11 protein-coding genes are annotated in these 18,763 nt (G+C 64.0%); 7 read left to right on the top strand and 4 right to left on the bottom strand.

Annotation, left to right across the window (positions count from 1 at the left end):
• From D781_RS12925 to D781_RS12905, 5 genes are read left to right on the top strand one after another with little or no spacing between them, the layout of a single operon-like run.
• Complete coding sequence (locus D781_RS12925) at nucleotides 1-1,278, top strand: CmpA/NrtA family ABC transporter substrate-binding protein (RefSeq protein WP_015672782.1); 1,278 nt, start codon at nucleotides 1-3, stop codon at nucleotides 1,276-1,278.
• Nucleotides 1,275-2,174 carry a nitrate ABC transporter permease gene (gene ntrB / locus D781_RS12920; protein WP_015672781.1) on the top strand — a complete coding sequence of 300 codons (900 nt, stop codon included), beginning with the start codon at nucleotides 1,275-1,277 and terminating at the stop codon, nucleotides 2,172-2,174. The genes D781_RS12925 and ntrB overlap by 4 nt, the downstream gene beginning before the upstream one ends.
• 9 nt (nucleotides 2,175-2,183) lie before the next feature.
• Complete coding sequence (locus D781_RS12915) at nucleotides 2,184-2,972, top strand: ABC transporter ATP-binding protein (RefSeq protein WP_015672780.1); 789 nt, start codon at nucleotides 2,184-2,186, stop codon at nucleotides 2,970-2,972.
• Between the two features lie 9 nt (nucleotides 2,973-2,981).
• Nucleotides 2,982-7,124: a nitrite reductase large subunit NirB gene (gene nirB, locus D781_RS12910; RefSeq protein ID WP_015672779.1), complete on the top strand. Its 4,143-nt coding sequence runs from the start codon at nucleotides 2,982-2,984 to the stop codon at nucleotides 7,122-7,124.
• Nucleotides 7,121-9,769, top strand: coding sequence for a nitrate reductase (locus D781_RS12905; RefSeq protein WP_015672778.1), 2,649 nt, complete (start codon nucleotides 7,121-7,123; stop codon nucleotides 9,767-9,769). Before nirB ends, D781_RS12905 begins: the two co-directional genes overlap by 4 nt.
• Before the next feature lie 19 nt (nucleotides 9,770-9,788).
• Here D781_RS12905 and D781_RS12900 read toward each other — a convergent pair whose 3' ends face one another.
• Entirely contained in the window at nucleotides 9,789-11,057 is a 1,269-nt protein-coding gene (locus D781_RS12900) for an EpsG family protein (RefSeq protein WP_015672777.1), read from the bottom strand.
• A gap of 201 nt (nucleotides 11,058-11,258) precedes the next feature.
• Nucleotides 11,259-12,548 carry an acyltransferase gene (locus tag D781_RS12895; protein ID WP_015672776.1) on the bottom strand — a complete coding sequence of 430 codons (1,290 nt, stop codon included), beginning with the start codon at nucleotides 12,546-12,548 and terminating at the stop codon, nucleotides 11,259-11,261.
• Nucleotides 12,549-12,804: 256 nt separating this feature from the next.
• On the opposite strand from D781_RS12895, the gene D781_RS12890 reads away from it, so the two are divergent.
• Nucleotides 12,805-14,292 (top strand): YchO/YchP family invasin, encoded by a 1,488-nt coding sequence (locus D781_RS12890; protein ID WP_015672775.1) that lies wholly within the window; start codon nucleotides 12,805-12,807, stop codon nucleotides 14,290-14,292.
• Here D781_RS12890 and narL read toward each other — a convergent pair.
• Entirely contained in the window at nucleotides 14,285-14,938 is a 654-nt protein-coding gene (narL, locus tag D781_RS12885) for a two-component system response regulator NarL (RefSeq protein ID WP_015672774.1), read from the bottom strand. The genes D781_RS12890 and narL overlap by 8 nt on opposite strands.
• Before the next feature lie 48 nt (nucleotides 14,939-14,986).
• Entirely contained in the window at nucleotides 14,987-16,753 is a 1,767-nt protein-coding gene (gene narX, locus D781_RS12880) for a nitrate/nitrite two-component system sensor histidine kinase NarX (RefSeq protein WP_015672773.1), read from the bottom strand.
• A gap of 354 nt (nucleotides 16,754-17,107) precedes the next feature.
• On the opposite strand from narX, the gene D781_RS12875 reads away from it, so the two are divergent.
• Nucleotides 17,108-18,502 carry a NarK family nitrate/nitrite MFS transporter gene (locus D781_RS12875; protein WP_015672772.1) on the top strand — a complete coding sequence of 465 codons (1,395 nt, stop codon included), beginning with the start codon at nucleotides 17,108-17,110 and terminating at the stop codon, nucleotides 18,500-18,502.
• The last annotated feature ends 261 nt before the right edge of the window (nucleotides 18,503-18,763 follow it).

Here is an 18,763-nt window from a genome sequence, read left to right as displayed (position 1 = left end):
ATGACGCACACCAAATCGCCGGGAATGGCGCTGTCGCGCCGCCGCTTTCTGCTCGGCAGCGCGGCGTTGGGCGGCAGCATGATGGCGCCGGGGCTGTTCAATGCCGCCTGGGCCGCCGGCTCGGACGCGCCGGAGAAAAAGCGGCTGCGCGTCGGCTTTATTCCGCTGACCGACTGCGCCTCGGTGGTGATGGCGGCGGTGAACAAGTTTGATGAGAAATACGGCATCGAAATCATTCCCAGCAAAGAGGCCAGCTGGGCGGCGGTGCGCGACAAGCTGCTGTCCGGCGAGCTGGACGCCGCCCATGCGCTGTACGGCATGATTTACGGCCTGCAGCTGGGGGCCGCCGGCCCGCAGCGCGATATGGCGGTGCTGATGACGCTCAACAACAACGGCCAGGCCATCACCCTGGCCAACCAGTTGAAACAGGCCGGCGTGCGCGACGCCGCCGCGCTGAAAACGCGGATCGACGGCGAAGAGAAGGGCGCCTACAGCTTTGCGCAGACCTTCCCCACCGGCACCCACGCCATGTGGCTGAACTACTGGCTGGCGGAGGCCGGCATTCACCCCTACAACGACGTGCGTAACCTGGTGGTGCCGCCGCCGCAGATGGTGGTGAACATGAAAATCGGCAATATGAGCGGCTTTTGCGTCGGCGAGCCGTGGAACCAGCGCGCGATTGCCGAAGATATCGGCTTTACCGCCGTTACCACGCAGGAGATCTGGCCGGATCATCCGGAAAAGGTGCTGGGCACCACCGACGCCTGGGTGCGCGCCCACCCCAACAGCGCGCGCGCCCTGACGGCGGCGGTGCTGGATGCCGCGCGCTGGATCGACGCCTCCGACGCCAACCGCATCGCCAGCGCCAACCGGCTGGCGGGGCGCGCCTATATCAACACCAACGCGGCGTTTCTTACCGGCCGCATGCTCGGCGACTACCAGAACGGCCTGGGCAAACGCTGGCAGGACGCGCATGCGATGCGCTTTTTCCGCGACGGCGAGGTGAGTTTCCCGTATCTGTCCGACGGCATGTGGTTCCTGACCCAGCAGCAGCGCTGGGGATTGCTGCGGAGCGAGCCGGATTATCTGGCGGTCGCCACGCGTATTAATCGCATCGATATTTATCGGCAGGCGGCGACGGCGGTCGGCGGCGTCAGCCTGCCGGCCAGCGCGCTGCGCGCCAGCACCCTGTTCGATGGTAAACGCTGGGACGGCAGCAACCCGGCGGCATACGCCAACAGTTTTGCTGTTAAACGTGACGTGAGAGGTAGGCAATGAAGAATCTGGCTGAACGTATCGACGCCGCCGCCGAGCCGGTGAGCGCGCAGATTGTCCCGTTGAAAGAGACGCCGCCGGCCGCCCCGGCGCCGGAAACCGTTGCGCCGCCGCGCCGGCGTCTGCGCGTGCAGCCGCTGCTGCGGCGCGCGCTGCCGGCGCTGTTGGGGCTGCTGTTGGCGATCGCTGTCTGGCAGATTGTGGCGCAAAACAGCCAGGGGTTCCCGACGCCGCTGGCGACCTGGCATGCGGCGCTGACGCTGTTCGCCGACCCGTTCTATTACGCCGGGCCGAACGATCAGGGGCTGGGGTGGAACGTGCTGGCGTCGCTGCAGCGCGTGGCGGGCGGCTTCGCGCTGGCGGCGCTGGTGGGCATTCCCGTCGGCTTTCTGATCGGCCGCTTCGCCTTTATGGCGCATATGCTGGGGCCGATTATTTCCCTGCTGCGGCCGGTCAGCCCGCTGGCCTGGCTGCCGATCGGCCTGCTGCTGTTTCAGCGCTCCGAGCCGGCGTCAACCTGGACCATTTTTATCTGCTCGATCTGGCCGATGATCCTTAATACCGCCGAGGGCGTCACGCGCATCCCGGCGGATTACCTCAACGTGGCGCGGGTGCTGAAGCTGTCGGAGTGGACGGTGATGCGCAAAATCCTGTTCCCGGCGGTGCTGCCGTATGTGCTGACCGGCGTACGCCTGTCAATCGGCATCGCCTGGCTGGTGATCGTCGCGGCGGAGATGCTGACCGGCGGCGTCGGCATCGGCTTTTGGATCTGGAATGAGTGGAACAACCTCAACGTCGAAAACATCATCGTCGCCATCCTGGTGATTGGCGTGGTCGGCCTGCTGCTCGAGCAGGGACTGATGTGGTTGGCAAAACGTTTTAGCTATCAGAGCCAGTAAGGAGCCGCGATGAAACCGATTATTCAGATCCAGAACGTCAGCCAGCGCTTTGCGACACCGCAGGGCGAGTTTGTCGCCCTGCATCAGGTCAGCGTCGATATTCAGCCGGGGGAAACCGTCAGCCTGATCGGCCACTCCGGCTGCGGTAAATCTACGCTGCTGAACTTGATCGCCGGGCTGACGCTGCCGAGCGACGGCGTGCTGCTGTGCGACAACCGGCAGATCGCCGGCCCCGGCCCGGAGCGCGGGGTGGTGTTCCAGAACCACTCGCTGCTGCCGTGGCTCACCACCTACGAAAACGTGGCGCTGGCGGTGAATCAGGTGTTTCGCGGCCAGATGAGCCGCGCGGAAATGCGCGACTGGATCGCCCATAACCTTGAGCTGGTGCATATGGGCCATGCGCTGGATAAGCGGCCGCATGAGATTTCCGGCGGCATGAAGCAGCGGGTCGGCATCGCCCGTGCGCTGGCGATGAAGCCCAAAGTGCTGTTGATGGATGAGCCGTTTGGCGCGCTGGACGCGCTGACCCGCGCCCACCTGCAGGATGCGGTGATGGATATTCAGCGGCGGCTGCACACCACCATCGTGCTGATCACCCACGATGTTGACGAAGCGGTGCTGCTGTCCGACCGGGTCATGATGATGACCAACGGCCCGGCCGCCACGGTCGGCGAAGTGCTGCAGGTCGAACTGGAGCGTCCGCGCGCGCGCGTCGCACTGGCGGACGATCCGGCCTATCACCGCTACCGCCAGCAGGTGCTGACGTTCTTGTACGAAAAGCACGCCAAGGCGGCCTAGGAGATGGCTATGACAACGCAGCAACGGTTGGTGGTGATCGGCAACGGTATGGCGGGCATGCGGCTGGTGGAGACGCTGTGCCGGCTGGCGCCGCAGCGTTATGACATCACGGTGATCGGCGAGGAGCCGCGCGGCAACTACAACCGCATTCTGCTGTCGCCGCTGCTGGCGGGGGAGAAAACCTTCGATGAGGCGCTGCTGCATCCGCCGGCGTGGTATCGCCAGCATGGCGTCACGCTGTTGCACGGTGAAACGGCGCTGAGGCTGGAGCGACAGGCGCGGCGGGTGATTACCAGCGGCGGCAGCGTTGGCTATGACCTGTTGGTGCTGGCCACCGGTTCGCGGCCGTGGATGCCGCCGACCCCGGGCATTGAGCTGCCCGGCGTGTACGGCTTCCGCACTCTGGACGACGTGGAGGCGATGCTCGGCCGCTGCCGTCCGGGCGCGCGGGCGCTGGTGGTGGGCGGCGGCGTACTGGGGATTGAAGCGGCGGCGGCGCTGGCCGCCCGCGGCATGTCAGCGGTGGTGGTGCACCGGGGCGAGTGGCTGATGGAGCGGCAGTTGGATGCGCGGGCGGCGGGCCTGCTGCAGAGCAATCTGGCGACGCGCGGCATTGCCTGCCATCTGGCGACGCAGGTCAGCGACTTCTACGGCGACGGCGGGCTGCAGGGCGTCAGACTGAGCGATGGGCGCGAACTGACCTGCGAGCTGGCGGTGATCGCCGCCGGCGTGCGTCCTGCCGTGGCGCTGGCGCAGCAGGCGGGGCTGACGTGCCGGCGCGGCATTCTGGTGGATGACCGCCAGCAAACCGACGACCCGGCGATCTTTGCCGTCGGCGAGTGCAGCCAGTTGGGGGAAACCACCTTCGGCCTGGTGGCGCCGTGCTGGCAGCAGGCGACGCTGCTGGCGCAGCGGCTGGCCGGGCAGGAGAGCGAACCTTTCCGCCCCGCGCCGCTGAACACCCGTTTAAAGGTCAGCGGTATCGACATGCTGTGCGCCGGCGAGGTGCAGGCGGCGGACGGCGATGAGGTGCATTACGCCGAGGATCCGCAGGCGCAGCACTACCGCCGCCTGCTGCTGCGCGATGGCCGGCTGCACGGCGTGCTGCTGTACGGTGACGCCGGCGACGCGCAATTTTATCTGCAACGGCTGGGCCGCCCGGTAACGGATCCGGCGGCGCTGCTGTTCGGCAGGACAGAAAGTGAAGCCGCAGCGACGGCGAACGAGAGGAAAAACGATATGCACAAGCCCGTATTGTTGGTCGCCGGTCACGGCATGGTGGGGCATCATTTCCTGGAGCAGCTGGTGGCGCGTGAACTGCACCAGCGCTACCACATCGTGGTGTTTGGCGAAGAACAGGTGGCGGCGTATGACCGCGTGCATCTGTCGGAATACTTCGCCGGTCGCAGCGCGCAGTCGCTGTCGATGGTGGAAGAGGGTTTTTTTGAGCGCTACGGCATTGAACTGCGGCTGGGCCTGCAGGTGTGCGCCATCGACCGTCAGCGTAAGTGCGTCACGGACAGTGAAGGGCGGGAGACCGCCTATGACCAACTGGTGCTGGCTACCGGGTCGTATCCGTTTGTGCCGCCGATCCCCGGCAACCAGCGGCCGGACTGTCTGGTGTACCGCACGCTGGACGATCTGGCGGCGATTGCCGCCAGCGCGGACGGCGCCCGGGTCGGCGTGGTGGTGGGCGGCGGCCTGCTGGGGCTGGAGGCCGCCAACGCGCTGCGTCAGCTGGGGTTGGAAACCCACGTGGTGGAGTTTGCGCCGCGTCTGATGGGGGTACAGCTGGACGACGGCGGCGCCGCCATGCTGCGCAAGAAAATCGAAGCGCTGGGGGTAACGGTGCACACCGGTAAGGAAACGCGGGCGATTGAAGACGGTTTGTTACACCGTCACAGCATGCATTTTGCCGACGGCGAGCGGTTGGAGAGCGATCTGATCCTGTTTTCCGCCGGCATTCGGCCGCGCGACCAGCTGGCGCGCGAATCCGGCCTGACGCTGGGGGAGCGCGGCGGCATCGTGATTGATGACCAGTGCCGCACCAGCGATGCGGCGATTTTCGCCGTCGGCGAATGTGCCCTATGGAACGGGCAGATTTTTGGCCTGGTGGCGCCGGGCTATCAGATGGCGCGCACGCTGGCGGAGACGCTGGCCGGCGGCGAGGCGCGCTTTGGCGGCGCGGATATGAGCACCAAACTGAAACTGCTGGGGGTGGAAGTGGCGTCGGTCGGCGACGCCCACGGCCGCAGCGCCGGCAGCCAGAGCTACAGCTGGGTTGACGGGCCGGCGGAGATTTACAAAAAGCTGGTGGTCTCCGCCGACGGTAAAAAACTGCTGGGGGCGGTGCTGGTGGGCGACAGCGCCGAATACAGCACGCTGTTGCAGATGATGCTGAACGATCTGCCGCTGCCGGCGGCGCCGGAAAGCCTGATCCTGCCGGCCGGCGCCGGCGACGCGCCAAAGGCGCTGGGGGTGGCCGCCTTGCCGGCCGGCGCGCAGATCTGTTCCTGTCACAGCGTCAGCAAGGGCGATATCGGCGCGGCGGTGGAACAGGGCTGCGGCGATCTGGCGGCGGTTAAGCGCTGCACCAAAGCGGGCACCGGCTGCGGCGGCTGCACGGCGCTGGTTAAACAGCTGCTGGAGCATGAGCTGGCGCAGCGCGGCGTCGAGGTGAAAAAAGACGTCTGCGAACATTTCGCCTATTCGCGCCAGGAGTTGTACCACCTGGTGCGGGTCGGCAATATCCGCAGCTTCGACGCGCTGGTGGCAAAACACGGCCGCGGCCACGGCTGCGAGGTCTGCAAGCCGCTGGCGGCGTCGATACTGGCCTCCTGCTGGAATGAGCACCTGCTGGAGCCGCAGCATCTGCCGCTGCAGGACACCAACGACCGCTTCTTCGCCAATATTCAAAAAGACGGCACCTATTCGGTGGTGCCGCGGGTGCCGGCCGGCGAAATCACGCCGCAGGGGCTGATCGCCATCGGGCAGATCGCCCAGCGTTATCAGCTGTACACCAAAATTACCGGCGGTCAGCGGGTGGATATGTTCGGCGCGCGGCTGGAGCAGCTGCCGGAAATCTGGCAACAGCTGGTGGAGGCCGGCTTTGAAACCGGCCACGCCTACGGCAAATCGCTGCGCACGGTGAAATCCTGCGTCGGCTCCAGCTGGTGCCGCTATGGCGTGCAGGATTCCACCGGGCTGGCGATTGAGCTGGAGAACCGCTACAAGGGGCTGCGCTCGCCGCACAAAATCAAGATGGCGGTCTCGGGCTGTACGCGTGAATGCGCGGAAGCACAGAGCAAGGACGTCGGCGTTATCGCCACCGATAGGGGCTGGAACCTCTATCTGTGCGGCAACGGCGGCATGAAACCGCGCCATGCCGATCTGTTCGCCAGCGATCTGGACAGCGCCACGCTGGTCCGTACCATCGACCGTTTTCTGATGTTCTACATCCGCACCGCCGACCGGCTGCAGCGCACCAGCACCTGGATGGATAATCTGGAAGGCGGGCTGGACTATCTGCGTCAGGTGGTGCTGGAGGACAGTCTCGGCATCGGCGACGAGCTGGAAAGTGAGATGCAGGCGGTGGTAGCCAGCTACCAGTGTGAATGGCAAACCACGCTGGCCAGCCCGGAGAAGCTGCGCCAGTTCCGCGCCTTCGTCAACAGCGACCAGCCGGATGAGGCGGTCGCGTGGCAGCCGGAGCGCGGACAGCGCCGACCGGCCGAGGCGCGCGGCGAAGTGATAACGCTGCAGCCGGCGCGGGGAGACGCGGCGCAGTGGGAACCGGTGTGCGCACTGAGCGATATACCGGCGCACAGCGGCATCGCCGCCCGGGTGGCCGGGCAGCAGGTGGCGCTGTTCCACCTGCCGGGCGTCGGGGTGTATGCGCTGGCCAACCGTGAGCCGGGCAGTTCGGCCAACGTGCTGGCGCGTGGCCTGCTGGGCGACGTCGCGGGCGAACCGGTGGTGATCTCGCCGTTGTACAAGCAGCGTTTCCGCCTGCGCGACGGCGTCAGCCTGGAAGACAGTCAGCTGCGCCTTGAGGTCTGGCCGGTACGGGTGGAGCAGGATCGGGTCTGGGTGTACGGCAAACCAGGGCCGCTGCAGCCGCAGGCGCAGGAGATGGCCGGGGTGGTGCTGTGAGCGTGCCGCACTGCACCACCTGCCCGTACTGCGGCGTCGGCTGCGGCGTGACGGTGGAGACGCGGGGTGACGGCGTCACCGTCAGCGGCGACGCGGCGCATCCCGCCAACGGCGGCCGGCTGTGCGTCAAGGGCAGCGCGTTGGCGGAGACGCTGGATCTGGACGGCCGGCTGCTGCAGCCGCAGGTCGACGGGCAGCCGGTCGGCTGGCCGCAGGCGCTGGAGACGGTCGCCCGGCGCTTTGCGCAGATTATTGCCCGACACGGGCCGCAGGCGGTGGCGTTTTACGCCTCCGGCCAGCTGCTGACGGAGGATTACTACGTCGCCAATAAGCTGATGAAGGGGTTTATCGGCGCGGCCAATATCGACACCAACTCACGCCTGTGCATGGCGTCGGCGGTGGTGGGTTATAAGCGCGCCTTCGGCGGCGACGCGGTGCCCTGCAGCTATCAGGACGTTGAGCTGACGGACGTGGCGATCCTGTGCGGCTCCAACGCCGCCTGGGCGCATCCGATCCTCTATCAGCGGCTGGTGCGCGCCCGCCAGCAGCGGCCGGCGCTGAAGGTGGTGGTGATCGACCCGCGCGCCACCGCCAGCTGCGACGACGCCGATCTGCATCTGGCGCTACGTCCCGGCAGCGATGCCGCGCTGTTTAACGGCGCGCTGCACTGGTTGGCGCAGCAGGGGCTGCTGGATGAGGACTTTTTACAGCGCCACACCGACGGCGCTGCGGCGGCGCTGCAGGCGGCGGCAAGCTGGACGCCGCAGCGGGTGGCGACATTCTGTCAGCTGCCGCTGGCGCAGGTGATGGCTTTCTATCGCCTGCTGGCCGATGCGGAAAACTGGCTGACGCTGTATTCGATGGGGATAAACCAGTCGTCGAGCGGAGCCGACAAGTGCAACGCCATTATTAACCTGCATCTGGCGGGCGGCCGCATCGGCAGGGCGGGCAGCGGGCCGTTTTCGATAACCGGTCAGCCGAATGCCATGGGCGGGCGCGAGGTGGGCGGGCTGGCCAACCAGCTGGCGGCGCATATGGGCTTCGACGATGCGGACGTCGACCGCGTGCGGCGCTTCTGGCGGGCGCCGAACATCGCCCGCCGGCCGGGGCTGAACGCGGTGGATCTGTTCCGCGCGGTGGCCGACGGCACGGTGAAGGCGGTATGGATTATGGGCACCAATCCGGTGGTGTCGCTGCCGGACGCCGACCGGGTGCGGCAGGCGCTGAAAGCCTGTCCGCTGGTGGTGGTGTCTGAAGTGATGGCCGACACCGATACCGCCGCACTGGCGCATATCCGCCTGCCGGCGCTGGCCTGGGGGGAGAAGGAGGGCAGCGTGACCAATTCGGAGCGCTGTATTTCACGCCAGCGCGCTTTTCTGCCGCCGCCGGGCGAAGCACGCGCCGACTGGTGGATCCTCAGCCAGGTGGCGCAGCGCATGGGCTACGGCGAGGCGTTCGGCTATCAGCATCCGGCCGAGATCTTCAGCGAACACGCGGCGCTGTCCGGCTTTGAAAACCACGGCGCGCGGGCGTTCGATATCAGCGGGCTGGCCGGGTTGGATCGCCAGGCCTGGCGGCAGATGGCGCCGCTGCAGTGGCCGGTTAACGCACAGCATCCGGCGGGCTGCCGGCGTCTGTTTAGCGACGGGCGTTTCTTCCACCCCGACGGTAAGGCGCGGCTGCTGCCGATCACCCCGCGTCTGCCGCAGCATGCGCCGACGGCGCGCTATCCGCTGGTGCTCAATACCGGACGCATTCGTGACCAGTGGCACACCATGACGCGCACCGGTAAAACGGCGCGGCTGATGCGCCATATCAGTGAACCGTTCTGCGCGCTGCATCCACAGGATGCGGCGGCGCTGGGCATCGCCGACGGCGAGCTGACGCGTCTGGCCTCGCGCCACGGCTGGATGATTGCACGCGCGCAGCTGACGGCGGATCAGCCGCGCGGCAGCGTCTTTGTGCCGATGCACTGGAACGACCGTTTTACCGCGCAGGGGCGGGTGGACAGCCTGATCCCGCCGGTGGTTGATGCATTGTCCGGCCAGCCGGAGAGCAAGCATGCGCCGGTGCGCGTCGACCGCTGGCCGGTCTGCTGGCAGGCGGAGATTTTCCTGCGCGACGCTGCGCCGCCGCCGCCCGGCGTGTACTGGAGCCGGGTGACACAGCGGCAGGCGACGCATTTTATTATGGCTGGGCAGCAGCCGGTGACGGAGTGGGCGGCGTGGCTGCAGCAGCATTTTGGTCTGGAGGGGCTGACGCTGCAGAGCGCGTCGCTGTCGCAGCACGGTTATCACCTGATCGGCTGGCGGCAGGGCGTGGTGCAGCTGGCGTTTTATGCGCGACGACAGGCATTAGCGCTCGACCGGACGGCGATCCTGGCCGCCTTCGAACAGGCGCCGTCGCCGGGAGCGCAGCGGCTGGCGCTGCTGGCCGGCCGCGCCGCGCCGGGGCAACTGGCGCAGGGGCGGACGGTGTGCAGCTGTTTTGGCGTCGGCGAGCCGCAGATTTTGGCGGCAATTGGCCAGGGCTGCGGCAGTACTCAGGCGCTGGGCGAGGCGCTGCAGTGCGGCACCAACTGCGGCTCGTGCCTGCCGGAATTGAAAAAACTGCTGGCGCAGTGCGTCGGCCGGCGGGTGGCCTGACGGGCAGGCTGCGCCGCCGCTACAGCGCGCCGCTAATCAGCGCGCCGCTAATCTGCAGCTTGGCGAATACCGTCGGCAGGCTGTCGGTCAGCAGCGCCTGCAGATCGCCGTACCAGAACTGCTGCACGCCGATCAGGTTGATGTACAGATAGGAGCCGACGCCGAGGCTGAAGCACAGCAGCGTCAGCAGCACCCGGCTGACGGCGTCCCGCAGCTGACCGCAGATGATAACGATAAAGATCAGCACGAAAATCATCATATTGAACGAGTAGCGGTTGGCGACCTCTTCAAAGCCGCTGGTGGCGAAGAAGATGGTGCAGGTATAGAGAAACATCAGCCGCACCGCGTAGGCGCTCTGCAGCGCCGGGTGATCGGGGTGGCGGAAGCAGCGGCGGGAAAACTGGTACAGCGCCTCTACCACGCCGATATACAGCAGCGTGATCTGAATTTTCCGCAGCGGATTGTTGCCGAAGCTGCCGCTGACGTAGGCCTCGGCGCGCGTCGCCAGAAAGTCGTTGCCGGCCAGTGCCAGCAGCTTGGGCATCAGCAGTGCGCCGCCCAGATAGCAGGCGGCGAAGGTCGCCAGCGCCGGCAGCGTGCCGATGGTGCGCCAGCGCGCCGGCAGCAGCAGGAAGGGCAGAAACAGATAGGATGAAAAGTGGCTCAGGGAGGCCAGCATAATCCACAGCAGCATCGGCGCCCGCCGCCGTTCCGCCGTCGCCAGCACCAAAAATGACAGCGCCAGTCCCTGACGCAGCAGATTGCCGTACAGCCCCTGAAAATTGTACTGGCAGCAGAACAGAAACAGGATCACGACAAAGTAGACCCGCGTCAGGCGATAGACGCCTAGGGCCAGCAGCGAGAAACTGAGGATAAAGAAGGCGGCGAAGGCGGCGTTGCCGCTGCCGAACAGCATGGCGCTCAGTTTGAACAGCAGGTGTGAGAGAAAGTCCGCGCCGGAAAACTGCGCCAGCCACTCCGTCAGGCTATAGCCGCTGTAGTTCTGCATCTCAAGGTAATAACTCACCTTGTCGTTCATGCGCGGCTCCAGCGTTTTGGTCGCCAGCGGCACCGTGGAAATCAGCGTCAGGATCAGAAACGCGGCCAGATTCAGGCGGCGGCTGGGCCGTTGGCGCAGCAGCATCACGGCGGCGATCAGCCCGCAGCACGCCATCAGCGTAATATAGGGGGCGATCCAGAGGGCCAGGGCCAGCGGCGGCAACAGCCAGCCTGCTGCGGGAAAGCGCGTTTCCGGCACGCCGGCGGCCGCGGCGGATGAGTTTGGCATAAGCGGTTCTCCGTTGCCTGAATGTCCCTGAATGCGTGGTGCAGGCTAACATCCGCCGCTCCCTGCACGCATGTGAGTTTTGGTGAAATGACGCAGGTTTCACCCCGCCGCCGGTTGACGGCGGGGTGAAGAGGAAAGACGAAGAGGTGAAATTCGGTGAAATATGGCGAATAGAGCGGCAAGGCGTGGGCCTTGCCGTACTTATGCTGCGCCGTCGCCGGCCGGCTGACGTTTGGCCGGCAGGAAGCGCCGGGTCAGCGCCTTGCGTACCGGCACGACGAAACGCTCCTGGAACAGCAGGCACAGCAGCACGCTCAGCAACAGATACAGCAGATAGCCGGCAATTGACAGTTTGACCTCGCCGGCGGCGGCAATGCAGGCGCTCCAACCGCTGAAGCAGCCCAGCGGATCGCCGCGCAGCCACTGTTCGGCGGTGCGGAACAGGTTAAACAGCGGCACATGCAGCGCAAAGATCGACAGCGAGGCGGCCCCCAGCCGCGGCGACCAGTGTTGCAGCCAGCGGCTGGCCGGGGTGCGCGCCAGCGCGCTCAGATAGACCAGCGCGCACTGCGCCGGCAGCAGCAGACCGTTGTGCAGCAGGAAGTACCAGTATTTGGCGCCGCCGTGGGTGAACAGGAAGGTGGCGGTAACGAAGCAGACGGCGATAAAGGCGACGCAGCCCCAGCGCCAGGCGGCGCCGTGCGGCACGGCGTCGGCGCGCCGCTGGCGGAAGATGGCGTAACAGACGATGCCGGCCAGAAACTCCGGCAGGCGGAACAGCGGGCCGCGCTGCAGCAGGCCGGTATACGGCATGCCGTACAGTTGGTGCCAGACCACCCAGATCGGCGGCAGCAGATACAGCCCCCACAGCAGAATAAACCACAGTTTTTTATTTCGCACCGCCAGCAGGCGCGGCGCCAGCAGCGGAAACAGCAGGTAAAAGAAGAACAGGGTGGACAGCGACCACAGCGGCGCGTTGAAGGTCAGGAAGTAGGGGTTCCAGGCCTGCAGCATCAGCAGCTGCAGCAGCGAGTTAAACGCCAGCTGCGTGTTGGTCATATAGTGGCGGAACATTTCCGGGTTGGTTGCCCCCAGATCCTCGTGGGTATCGTAAACCACAAAGCGCAGGCTGGCGCCCGGCCCCTCCGGCGGAATCGCCCACCACTGCATCAGGGTTAGCGTCAGGATGGAGATCAGCAGGGCGGCGATATGAATCGGGTACAGATTAAAGAAACGCTTGGCCCAGAAAGTGCGTGCCGGTTCGCGCATCTGGTTGCCGTTGAAATAGACGTGACTCAGCAGAAAACCCGACAGGATAAAGAAGGTGCTGGTGGCGAAGAACCCCATGCTGGTGAGTTCCGCCAGCATCGGAATGCTGCGGATCTGCGGATACTGGTGGGCGGTGTGATACACCATCACATAGCACCCCAGCAGAAATCTCAGCCACTCCAGGCCGATAAAACGCTCTTTACTTGGTTGTTTATGGCCCACTCAGCCTCCTGCTCTGCACGTCAAAGTGGTTCGAAGCATAGCAGGTTTCATGCCATTGCCGATTGAGTTTTATCTGATTGTTTTCTCAGGACAGCGGGCTATGCTGCGCTTTCGCCGTTGGTCCCCGGCGACTCACGGCTTACGGCCGGCGGCCTGTGCTATAGTGAAGGCATCTTTGGCGGTCTGCGGTTCGGAGTAACCGTGGCAAAAAGTGAGTTTAACCCTCTCCCGTGGACGGGGATGCGGTGCGAGTTTAATGGCTGTTTTGATTCAACATTTTCGTAAAATAAAATCTGTTGCTGACGGCAGCGCGGCCCGCCGGGCGTCGCTGCTGTGTCTGTTGCTTCCCCTGCTTCCCGTCTTGCCCGCCGCGGCGGAATCCCCGCCGGCGCCCGACTCCGTGCTGAACCGCAATAAAAATGCCGCCGCCGATCTGCCGGAGCTGGGCGGCAGCACGGTGCTGGAAAGCGCGCGGGAAAAAGAGTGGGCGACCAAAGCCAAATCCTTTGGCGAGAATAGTAATCTGAACAAAGTGTCCCGGGAGCAGCTGCGCGCCCGGGCGGAGAACTACGCCATCGGTCAGGCGACCGGACTGCTGCAGCAGCAGGCGCAGGATCTGCTGTCGCCGCTGGGTACGGCGAATGTGTCGCTGGCGCTGACCGCTGACGGCGATTTTGCCGGCAGCAAGGGGCAGCTGTTCAGTCCGCTGTACGATGTTAACGGCCTGCTGACCTACAGCCAGCTTGGCTTCCAGCAGCGCACCGACAGTTCGCTGGCCAATCTGGGGCTGGGGCAGCGTTGGATCAGCGGCGACTGGCTGCTGGGCTACAACACGGTGTTTGACAGCGATCTGGAGAACCAGCGCAATCGCGCTAGCGTCGGCGCCGAAGCCTGGGGGGATTATCTGCGTTTTTCCGCCAACTATTACCAGCCGCTGTCGGCGATGCGCCAGCAGCAGAGCGACGGCGTCTTCCTCAGCCGTCCCGCGCGCGGCTATGACATTACCACCCAGGGCTACCTGCCGTTTTACCGCCAGCTTGGCGCCACGCTGAGCTATGAACAGTATCTTGGCGACAATGTTGACCTGTTCGGCAGCGGCAATAAACAGCGCGACCCGCGTGCAATGCAGCTGGGGCTGAATTATACGCCGGTGCCGCTGATGACGCTGAAGGCGCAGCACAAGCTGGGCGACGGCGGGGAAACGCAGGATAACGTGGAGCTGTCGGTCAATTATCGCTTCGGCGTACCGCTGTCAAAACAGATCTCGCCGGAATACGTGGCGCAGGCGAAGTCGCTGCGCGGCAGCCGCTACGATCCGATTGAGCGCAACAGCGTGCCGGTGTTGGAGTTTAAACAGCGTAAGACGCTGCAGGTGTTCCTGGCGACGCCGCCGTGGAATCTGCAGCCGGGTGAAACGCTGCAGCTGGTGGTGGACATCCGCGCCAGCAACAAGATCGTCCGCGTCAGCTGGCAAGGTGATACCCAGACGCTGAGCCTGACGCCGCCGCGCAATAATACCGATCCGCACGGCTGGAGCGTGATTATGCCGGCCTGGGATGATACGCCGGGGGCGGAAAACCGTTATCGGCTGTCGGTGACGCTGGAAGATGAAAAACAGCAGCGCGTGACCTCTAACTGGATCACGCTGCAGCTGACGCCGCCGCTGAACGCCGGCGACGGTCGGGAGGAGGCGCTGTCCGAGCCGGAAATGCTGCAGACGCCGCCGGTGCCGGCGCTTAACTGACGGTTTTGCCCTGCAGCACCCACACGGCGGCCTCGACGCGAGATTTGAGCTTCATCTTCTTCAGCAGGTGTTTGACGTGCACTTTTACCGTGCTTTCGGTGATCATCAGCTTGCGGGCGATCAGTTTGTTCGGCAGTCCCTGGGCGATCAGCTTCAGAATATCGCGCTCGCGCGGGGTCAGCTGGCGGATATCGCGCTCGGCGGTCGGGCGGCTGTCGCGCAGGCTGGCGGCCAGGATCGGCGTTAAGGTTTCGCTCAGCACCATCTGCCCGGCGGCGGCCTGATGCAGCGCCTTCAGCAGGGCTTCCGGCTCCATATCTTTCAGCAGATAGCCGTCGGCACCGCGTTTGAGCGCGCTGACGACGTCGTCTTCATGATTAGAAACGCTGAATACCACCACTCGGCCGGACAGGGCGGTCAGCCGCAGCTGGTCGAGGGTTTCCAGTCCGTTCATGCCGGGCATATTCAAATCCAGCAGGATCAGGTCTGGGTCAAACTGCTCCGCCAGTTCAACGCCCTGGGCGCCGTTGCTGGCCTCGGCGATAACCTGCAAGCGGGAATCCATGCTGATGAGTTGCTTCACGCCGTTGCGCAGCATGGGATGGTCGTCAATCAGCAGTATGGTGGCGGCACCTTCGGTGGTCATAACTTCTCCTGTAAATGTTCAATGGCTGGCGGGGTGGTTCCCGCTATTTCACGGGATCTCCGGCCGGAAGACCACGCTGACCGTCGTTCCGCCGGCGTCGCCGGAGACGATCTCACAGCGGCCATGCAGGTTTTTGGCGCGGTCGCGCATAATAATCAGCCCGTAATGATCGGGGCGTTCACCGTTGGGTGGCAGCCCGCAGCCGTTATCGCTGACGGTCAGCGTCACTTCCCCCTGACGGTTGGTCACCTGAATGCGTACCTCCGTCGCTTTGGCGTGCTTGTGAATGTTGCTCAGCGCTTCGCGGGTGATTTGCAGCAGATGGATCGCCTGATAAGCCGGGACGGTGCGCGGCCCGAGCTGATAGTCCAGCGCGATGTCGATACCGAGGCGCGCGTTAAATTCCCGCACCGTACTCTGTAGTGCCGCCAGCAGGCCGGGTTCGGTCAGCTGTAGCCGGAAGGTGGTCAGCAATTCGCGCAGCTGGCGGTAGGCGGTGTTCAGCTCTTCGCGCATCTGCTGCACCAGCGCCAGGCTATCGGCCGGCAGGGCCGCGCCCTGCATCTGCAGGCAACTGGTCTGCATCTTCAGACATGACAGGGACTGGGCGATCGAATCATGCAGTTCGCGGGCGATGGCGGCGCGCTCCTCCATCAGGATCAGCTGCTGCTGATGGTCGACCTGCCGCTCGATCGCCAGTACGCTGGTAAGCTGCTCGACCAGCGTGCCGACCAACTGCCGGTGTTCGTCGCTCAGCGGCTGCCGGCTTTGCGCCAGCAGGAGGCCGTAGTTGCCCAGTTTGTCGCTCAGGCTCCAGCTGAGCGTCGGCCCTTCATCCGCCAGGGGCTCGTCACCCAGACAGGCGCGGCAATCCGGGTTGTGGCAATGCTCCGGACGTAGCGCTTCCTGGCTGCTGAGCTGTTGAAACTGCTCCTGACTGTTGTTTTCGTACAGCCTGACCTGCATGGCGCGCAGCGGCGTCAAGGTCTGCAGCTGGCTGAGCACCGGCATCAGCCGGCTGCACATCGGGTCGTTAGTATGCAGCTGGCGGCTGGCGTGATAGAGAAAGCGCAATACCTGATTTTTTTGCTGCAGATCGGCGGTTTTTTCCGCCACGCGCTGCTCCAGTCGCGTGTACATGGTGGACAGTTCGTCCGACATGCCATTCAAGGCGCCGCCAAGCGAGGCCATTTCATCCTGCCGCCCGCGCTGGGGGAAGCGTCGGCTGAAATCGCCGCGCCCGACCGCCATCGCCATCGCCACCAGCTGGCGCCAGGGGTGCAGCAACCGGCGCCGCAGATAGCAGACGGTGCCGGCCAGCAGCAGCAGCGTCAGCGCGATAAACACCCACTGCACCAGCGTTGCCATCTGCAGACGACGTTCGGTCTGACGATCGATATCCGAGACCAACGCATCCAGCAGGCCGACGAAGTGTGCTACCTGAGGGGCGGCGTCAGCGGGCCGCTGCGCCTGGCGCAGCCGGGGCTGCAGCGTGTGCTGCCAGTAGTCACGCAGCGCATAAAATTGCGACGTCAGTCCTTCCTGCGCCACTGAACGCTGTAAATCCTGGCTGTCGGCGTCACGGCTGAGTTCCGCGATCAGCCCCTCGCTGCGCGCGTTCAGCGGCAGCGACGCCAGCAGGCGGTAGCTCTGCATGCGTAACGAACCCGCCTTGTTGATGGCATGCGCATTGCCCTGAATGCTTTGCGCCATCCAGGCGGAGATGCCCATGCCGCCGCTACCAAGCAGCGTCAGCAGCAGCATCAGCACGGCGACCTGATTAACGATGGAGAGCGGGGCCAATAACGATTTCATAGGGTGCGGATTCCTGAAAAACGACGGCGAGGCGACAGCGGAGATCGGGCGCAGACGCCGCGGCTCTGCTAACAATTCGGCGCTATTTTTCATTATCCCTGCAGATAACCCCATACCCCTAACGAAGTACCCCTTAGTTTCACCGACCGTCGGCAGCAGGTTTGCCGTGCTGCCGGCTTCCGCCTAGCTAATTGAATAGCAAGCTTATTTAAATCGGAGTGCGTTTACTCCCTAAGAGAGTTAAGGTTTTTTTGCCGCGCTGGCTACCTGCACCCGGCTTGATTTATGTCAACTTTGCGCTACCGGGGGGACTCTAGGGTGGGCGCCATTATCAGCGTGCTTTCGAGGTTATTTATGTCGCACATCGCAACGTCATCAAACAAAAAAACGGGCGCGGTTATTCAGGATTGGCGGCCCGAAGACAGTGAGTTCTGGCAGCAGCGGGGGCAGCGTATCGCCAACCGCAACCTGTGGATTTCAATTCCCTGTCTGCTTCTGGGTTTCTGCGTCTGGATGTTGTTCAGCGCGGTTGCCGTCAACCTGAATAAGGTCGGTTTTAACTTCACCACCGATCAGCTGTTTATGCTGACCGCGTTGCCTTCGGTATCCGGCGCGATTATGCGCGTGCCTTACTCCTTCGTGATACCGATTTTCGGCGGCCGCCGCTGGACGGCGATCAGCACCTGTCTGCTGATTGCGCCTTGCCTGTGGCTGGGCGTGGTGGTGCAGGATCCCGCTACGCCGTTCCATATCTTTGTCATTATTGCGCTGCTGTGCGGCTTCGGCGGCGCCAACTTCGCCTCCAGCATGGCGAATATCAGCTTTTTCTTCCCTAAAGCGAAGCAGGGCGGCGCGCTGGGGCTGAACGGCGGCCTGGGCAACCTCGGCGTCAGCGTGATGCAGCTGGTGGCTCCGTTGGCGATTACGCTGGGGATGTTCGGTCTGTTTGGCGGCAGCGGCCACCTGCAGCCGGACGGCAGTCAGCTGTGGCTGGAGAACGCCGCCTGGATCTGGGTGCCGTTTTTACTGGTCGCCACGCTGGCGGCCTGGTTCGGCATGAACGATCTGGCGGCCTCCAAGGCGTCGCTGCGTCAGCAGCTGCCGGTGCTCAAGCGCGGGCATCTGTGGCTGCTGAGCCTGTTGTACCTGTCTACGTTCGGCTCTTTTATCGGCTTTTCCGCCGGCTTTGCCATGCTGTCGAAGACCCAGTTTCCGGATGTGGTGATCCTGCACTATGCCTTCTTCGGCCCGTTCCTTGGCGCGCTGGCGCGCCCGGTCGGTGGTGCGCTGTCGGATCGTTTCGGCGGTGTCCGCGTAACGCTGATCAACTTCGTGCTGATGGCGCTGTTTGCCGGGCTGTTGTTCCTGACGCTGCCGAGCGCCGGTTCATCCGGTTCCTTTATCGCCTTCTACGGCGTCTTTATGCTGCTGTTTTTGACGGCGGGATTGGGCAGCGGCTCCACGTTCCAGATGATCGCGGTTATTTTCCGTAAAATTACCGTCGACCGCGTTAAGGCCGCCGGCGGCAGCGACACAGAGGCGCAGCGCGAAGCGGTGACCGATACTGCCGCGGCGCTGGGGTTTATCTCCGCCATTGGCGCGATCGGCGGGTTCTTCATCCCGAAAGCTTTCGGCACCTCACTGGCGATGACCGGCTCGCCGGCCGGGGCGATGAAAGTCTTCCTGGTGTTTTATATACTTTGCGTGGTGATCACCTGGCTGGTGTATGGACGTAAGGCACGCGGGTAATACGCTTTTCCCGGCAGGTATCTTTGCATTAAGCGGGATACCTGCATTAATAGAATTAATGCCTGTTATTTCAAATAATTTAAATAGGGTTATAGGTAAGTTTCCGAATAAAAGACAGGCCTTTACCCAGTGGCTTACTACATTATTTAACACGCTATTGAATGTTGGGTTTTTTACGCTAACCATTTTGTGTCTTTCCCTGTAACGTCTAAACTTCTATTGGCATCCCAGCTTCCCCCATTTTAATTTAATTGTCCTCCA

The organism is Serratia sp. FGI94 (assembly GCF_000330865.1).
Taxonomy (GTDB): Bacteria; Pseudomonadota; Gammaproteobacteria; order Enterobacterales; family Enterobacteriaceae; genus Serratia_B; species Serratia_B rubidaea.
The sequence above is the reverse complement of the archived record's forward strand: the minus strand, read 5'-3'. Positions and strand labels throughout refer to the sequence as shown.